Source organism: Bartonella sp. AA2SXKL (assembly GCF_042197205.1).
Taxonomy (GTDB): Bacteria; Pseudomonadota; Alphaproteobacteria; order Rhizobiales; family Rhizobiaceae; genus Bartonella.
This window is the reverse complement of record NZ_JBHIRN010000033.1, coordinates 1-4,949: the sequence shown is the minus strand read 5'-3', so window position 1 is coordinate 4,949 and position 4,949 is coordinate 1. Positions and strand designations below refer to the sequence as shown.

The following is a 4,949-nucleotide window of genomic DNA, read 5'->3' as shown; positions in this document are numbered from 1 at the left end:
ACCACCACGGTGAAGATATGGACGCAAGTGGACCCACAAGCGCAAGTTTTTACCCCCGATGAAACACGGCAAATCACTGGAATTGACTTTCATCTTTGCAAAATCGGCAATCAGAACCATGATCTGGTGATTGATTTGGTGACAACCGAAAACGGCTATCCTACCGCCGATATTCAAGCGCAAAGCTTTTATTCTATGAAGGGCGCAAAGCTAGGGTGGGCAGAGGCACGCTATGATGTACCACTCCTTGTGATGGATGACCGTTTAACGGCTTTTGTCATTAAAACCGATGATGCTGATCATTCTGTTTCACTGGCAAAACTTGGAGATTTTGATGCAGAACATCAAAGGTATGTTTCAAGCCACCCTTATGTGACCGGTCCACGCTTTTCTTCTGTCAATGCTAGGAGCTGGACCGCCCATCAAGATGAGGCCTTAGCCTTTCGAGTGCTGGCGGCACGCTACACACAAACAGAAAAAAACATTGATCTTGGCACTTTTGATCTTGTGGACTGCTCTGATTTGCAAGTACGCGCAGCCATTGAATTGCCTTCAAGCGATTGTTCTGTCATCTTTGAAATTGAAAGAAACAATGGCACAATTTATCAACTCCTGCCCTTTCAATTGCTAAGCCTTACTGAATATATCAGTGAAAAGATAAAGCTTCGCGCTATTCTCAAAGGCACCGAAAAGCTCTCACCCGTCTTGTTTGCGCCTGTTCAATTGATTGCGGGAAAGATCCATAAGGAAGCGACCTATGTCACGCGTGCTTTTGCCTTTGGTGAAAAAGCAAGATTGACCAGCTATATCAAAACCTTTTTACCGAGCGGTGCAACCTTTTCACTGGAGATGCAGCTGGATGATGGTGCTTTCACCCCTCTCACATTAGAGGAAACAGAGCAGTTATCCGAACCGCTTTGGACAGAACGAAAATTTGTAAGCAGCGACAAAGGCGCCAAACAAGCGCGCTTGAAACTCACGCTTACCGGTGGACCGGCGGCACGGTCAATGGTGCGTGATTTTGGCGCCGGCATATTGTGATGGGAGAACAGAGATGACAAAAACGAAAAAACTCGACATGGAATTGCCGAAAGAAGGGCGTTTTATCAGTTCTGAATTCCCAATCTTGCGGGAAAACTTGACCAAAATTGATCAAGCTCTTTTGGCTGTTGAGGAAAAGGTAGAGGGAAAAGCACCTTTAAAACACACGCATACAATAAGTGATGTTGCCGATCTTGAAGCGGCTCTCAAAGGCAAAATGGCAGCCGATAAAACCTTCTCATTTGCTGATTTAAGCGATATCGAGGGGGCAAAAGATGCCGCAAATAATTATGTTCTCTATAAATCAAGCAATAATAACTTCACCTTTGGCAGTGCTGTCTCACTGTTAGGCGCACATCAACATAAAACCGAAGATATTGTGGGGCTTGATGATTTTAGAGCCAAGATTAATGAAGATCTCACAAGCTATGGTCGCTTAGCCAGCCCAAATGAATGGCAAAATTATAATAAATTTACCAGCAAAGTCACTATGAGTGGTGGCTTAGAACTGTTGGGTAATTCGTCGTTTAACCTTATCCATAATGGTGAAGTGGTTACCAATTTAAACACAAACGGAAGCACCTTGAAAGGACCTTTGAGGGTCGATGGAGATCTTGTTTATACGAAATCAGACATAGATATTCTCAAGCAAGAAATTAAAAAAATTAAACAAGGCTTAGTTGATAAACTCATTAATTGGTCTGCGCTTGCTGATGCTGAATTGCTCTATACACAGGATGGGAAAATTCAATGGCCTGATTGGGTAACGGATAAAACTAAAGTTGAGATCCAAGCATGGGGCGGTGGCGGTAGTGGTGGCGGAGCGGATACGCCAAGATTAGGAGGAGGTGGCGGCGGTGGCGGGTGTTCAGTCTGGTATGGCTATAAAGCCAGTTTAAACGGTCATCAAGATATTTTGATTGGTAAAGGAGGCGCTTCTGTTGCATCACGCAGTGCGACAGGAAATTCTGGAGGAACAACAGCTGTTGGAAAGAATTTTATTACGGCGACAGGAGGACATGGTGGTGGGGGTGCTTCTGCCTATCAATCTCACACGGGATTTGGTGGTGGTACGACTACCTACTATTCAGGCGATGGTGGTGCTGGAGGAACAGGTGGAAACTTTGGTTTAGCAACGGATGAACATCTAGGAATTGCCAAAGGCGGAAATGGTTATGCTGGAACGAATGGAATTACGAGTAAAACAAGCGGTAATGGAGGCGATGCTGGAGGTGATACATCACGTGGTGGCTCTGGAGGAGTCGGCAAAGGTTCCTATAGTTCGGGAAAAGCAGGGCGTGGTTTTGGTGGTGGTGGTGCTGGCTCTCATGGAGATTCCTCTCCAAGTGGCGCTGGAGCTGATGGCGCTGTCCTCATAAGATTATGGAAAGAATGAATGGTTTATGCAGGTATAAAAAACAATGATAGTTTCTAAACGGACACTTATTGTCTGATGGCTTATAAACTGTATAGTTTCTTCTTATAAAGTCCCCTTTAAAGCCCTTTTTTACTGACAGTGTCAGGCTTATGAGAGAGTGTAGATGATTGTTATGGTCTCTTCATTGATTTGGAGAGCAAGATGGCAACAGAATTTAATCATGGGATACGCATTGTAGAGGCTGGTGAGGATTCCCGTCCTTTAGCAATATTTGATCAGACAGCCGTTGGTATGTTTGTAAAATCCTTGATGTTAACGTGCAAATTTATCCCCTCCATGCACCTATTCTTCTCTTTACGCATGAGGTGGAGAAACAGGATAGTGTTCTGTTTCATAAGCTTCAATTAACAAAACAAGAGTTTTCATTCTATCAAATTCTGGAGTATTAACTTCTGGCTGCTTATCAAACATTGCAGACACAATCTCTAAAGCTTCTTGATAATCTCTCTCTGTACGAATTGGTTTGATATTCATTTCTTAAATTCTTGTAGTTCCACAGTGTTGGCATCAATCATATTAAATTGTAACATTTTTGTTGACAATTGTCACTTAATACATTACATCTTACTTAAAATAAAGTTGTTGAGTTTGCTATGATCAAAACATTTAAAAATAAAGACCTCCAATCTCTCTGGGAAACAGGAAAAAGTAAGATTGATAGCAGGCTTCAACAGCGTATTATTCGCCGTCTTGATGCCCTTGACGCTGCTTCTCAAGTTAGTGATATCAATGTACCAGGTTATAATTTTCATATGCTTAAAGGCTTTACTCCAACTCGCTACACAATTCATATCAATGGTCCTTGGTGTATCACTTTTGAATTTAAAGACAGACACGTTTACCATGTTGATCTAGAGCAATACCACTGAAGGTTTTAAGATTTGTAAAGGAAACTATCCATGACCACACGTAATCCTAATCGTTGTCCTTCTCATCCAGGAGAAATTTTAGCTGAATCCTTAGAACATTTAAATGCAAGCAAAACCGAAATTGCTAGGATTCTTCAAATATCACGCCAGCACTTGCACGGTATCCTTAAAGGAGAACGTCCAGTCACAGCCGTAACAGCAGCTCGCATTGGTAAATTGTTAGGAAATGGACCAGCCCTTTGGCTACAGCTTCAAGCCAATTATGATACATGGCATGCCTTGAGGGACATTGATGTCTCTTCTATTCCAACATTAACAGCTAATAAAGTGGATATACAAATGGAACAGAGCCATTAACTACCTCCCCGCCTCAAAGACGAGGAGATAAAATCATGTTTTTAAACTTAAGCTACTTTTACAACAGGGCTTACTAAAACTCGCTTGGCTTCTTCAACAAGCGTTTTATAATGTTTGCTCTCTTCTGCTAATGTAAAGGCTTTAACAAGATGCATGTGAAGCGGTCCATAAATATAAACAGCTTTTTCAGTAGGTCCCATTTCATTCCAGTTGCTTGGAAAATCAAAGCGTGTATCACGATCATTATCAATTAATTGGTTTTTTAAATCATAGAAAGCTTTGACGAGGGCTTTTTTGAATGCACGCACCGTATCATTGTTACGCATATAGGTCATGAGTAGAGTGGCTTGTGGTTCGTTGAGAATAGCAACTTCTCTCTTTTGACCACCTTTACCGTCTCTTTTACTCACTTGGATTTCAAATCCAAGTGAACCAAACTCTTCAAAATCCTTACGATTATTGCGTACTAACTGTATAACTGTTTTATGCGTATTACCCACACCCTCTGCAATTTTTAAAGAAGTTGTAACAGCAATACCAGCATTGTTGATTGTCACTAAATTGTTCATGATGAACTCCTAATGGTTTTAATGTCTCTATTGACACCCCCAAGGGTGCCGGGCGTTAGAAACACGGCCATTAGTCCGTCGCTATGTCTTCCCCTCGTGAGAAGGTATTGTATAGCATAGCTACACCCGACAAAATCGTTATATGCCAATAATAGCATAAAAGACAATCAGTATTTTAAATGCATGGGAGAGATCTTACGTGACCTATCCGCTAATGGTTTAGTGTTTCTAGCACTTATGATTCGATTAACATGAGGGTTTATTAGTGTCAATATGCTTTTAAAAAATTATTTTACATATTGTTGTTTTCAAAGGATCGCATTTGAAATGCTACCCTTTACTATTCACTCGCATTTGAAATGCGAGTGAACCAAAATCCTTATGATTTGCTGTTTTAAAGGGTGCGATTTCAAATCCAACCCTCATTTTTCCCATTCATTTTAATTCACCCCTCATTTAAAGGAGCATAAAGTATGGCAATAGGTTTTCTACACGGTGTTGAAGTCGTTGAAGTTGACGACGGCACCCGCCCCCTTCGCGCGGTACAATCGGCAGTTATCGGAATTGTTGGCACAGCACCCGATGCAGATGAACAAGTATTTCCTCTTAATACACCCGTTTTGGTAACAGGCTCTCTTTCACAAGCCGCTAAACTGGATAAAACAGGCAAGCGTC

At 41.7% G+C, this 4,949-nt stretch carries 5 protein-coding genes and 2 pseudogenes; 5 read left to right on the top strand and 2 right to left on the bottom strand.

All coding sequences use genetic code 11. The features are described 5' to 3' along the window. Nucleotides 1-1,041, top strand: a pseudogene (locus tag ACFINS_RS09400) (DUF4815 domain-containing protein); the annotation flags it as partial. Between the two features lie 13 nt (nucleotides 1,042-1,054). Further along, nucleotides 1,055-2,437 (top strand): Bgr_08870 family protein, encoded by a 1,383-nt coding sequence (locus ACFINS_RS09395; protein WP_375706129.1) that lies wholly within the window; start codon nucleotides 1,055-1,057, stop codon nucleotides 2,435-2,437. Between the two features lie 336 nt (nucleotides 2,438-2,773). Here ACFINS_RS09395 and ACFINS_RS09390 read toward each other — a convergent pair whose 3' ends face one another. After that, nucleotides 2,774-2,953 (bottom strand): hypothetical protein, encoded by a 180-nt coding sequence (locus tag ACFINS_RS09390; RefSeq protein ID WP_375627011.1) that lies wholly within the window; start codon nucleotides 2,951-2,953, stop codon nucleotides 2,774-2,776. Nucleotides 2,954-3,072: 119 nt separating this feature from the next. Here ACFINS_RS09390 and ACFINS_RS09385 point away from each other — a divergent pair, with 119 nt between their 5' ends. Continuing rightward, complete coding sequence (locus ACFINS_RS09385) at nucleotides 3,073-3,348, top strand: type II toxin-antitoxin system RelE/ParE family toxin (RefSeq protein ID WP_273791641.1); 276 nt, start codon at nucleotides 3,073-3,075, stop codon at nucleotides 3,346-3,348. A 30-nt stretch (nucleotides 3,349-3,378) separates the two neighbouring features. Further along, nucleotides 3,379-3,705, top strand: coding sequence for a HigA family addiction module antitoxin (locus ACFINS_RS09380; protein WP_273791640.1), 327 nt, complete (start codon nucleotides 3,379-3,381; stop codon nucleotides 3,703-3,705). 47 nt (nucleotides 3,706-3,752) lie between these two features. Here ACFINS_RS09380 and ACFINS_RS09375 read toward each other — a convergent pair whose 3' ends face one another. Then, on the bottom strand, nucleotides 3,753-4,274 hold the full coding sequence (locus tag ACFINS_RS09375) for a Rha family transcriptional regulator (protein WP_375631833.1): 522 nt from the start codon (nucleotides 4,272-4,274) through the stop codon (nucleotides 3,753-3,755). A gap of 473 nt (nucleotides 4,275-4,747) precedes the next feature. Between ACFINS_RS09375 and ACFINS_RS09370 the strand changes: the two are divergent. Next, nucleotides 4,748-4,949: pseudogene (locus ACFINS_RS09370) on the top strand (phage tail protein); the annotation flags it as partial.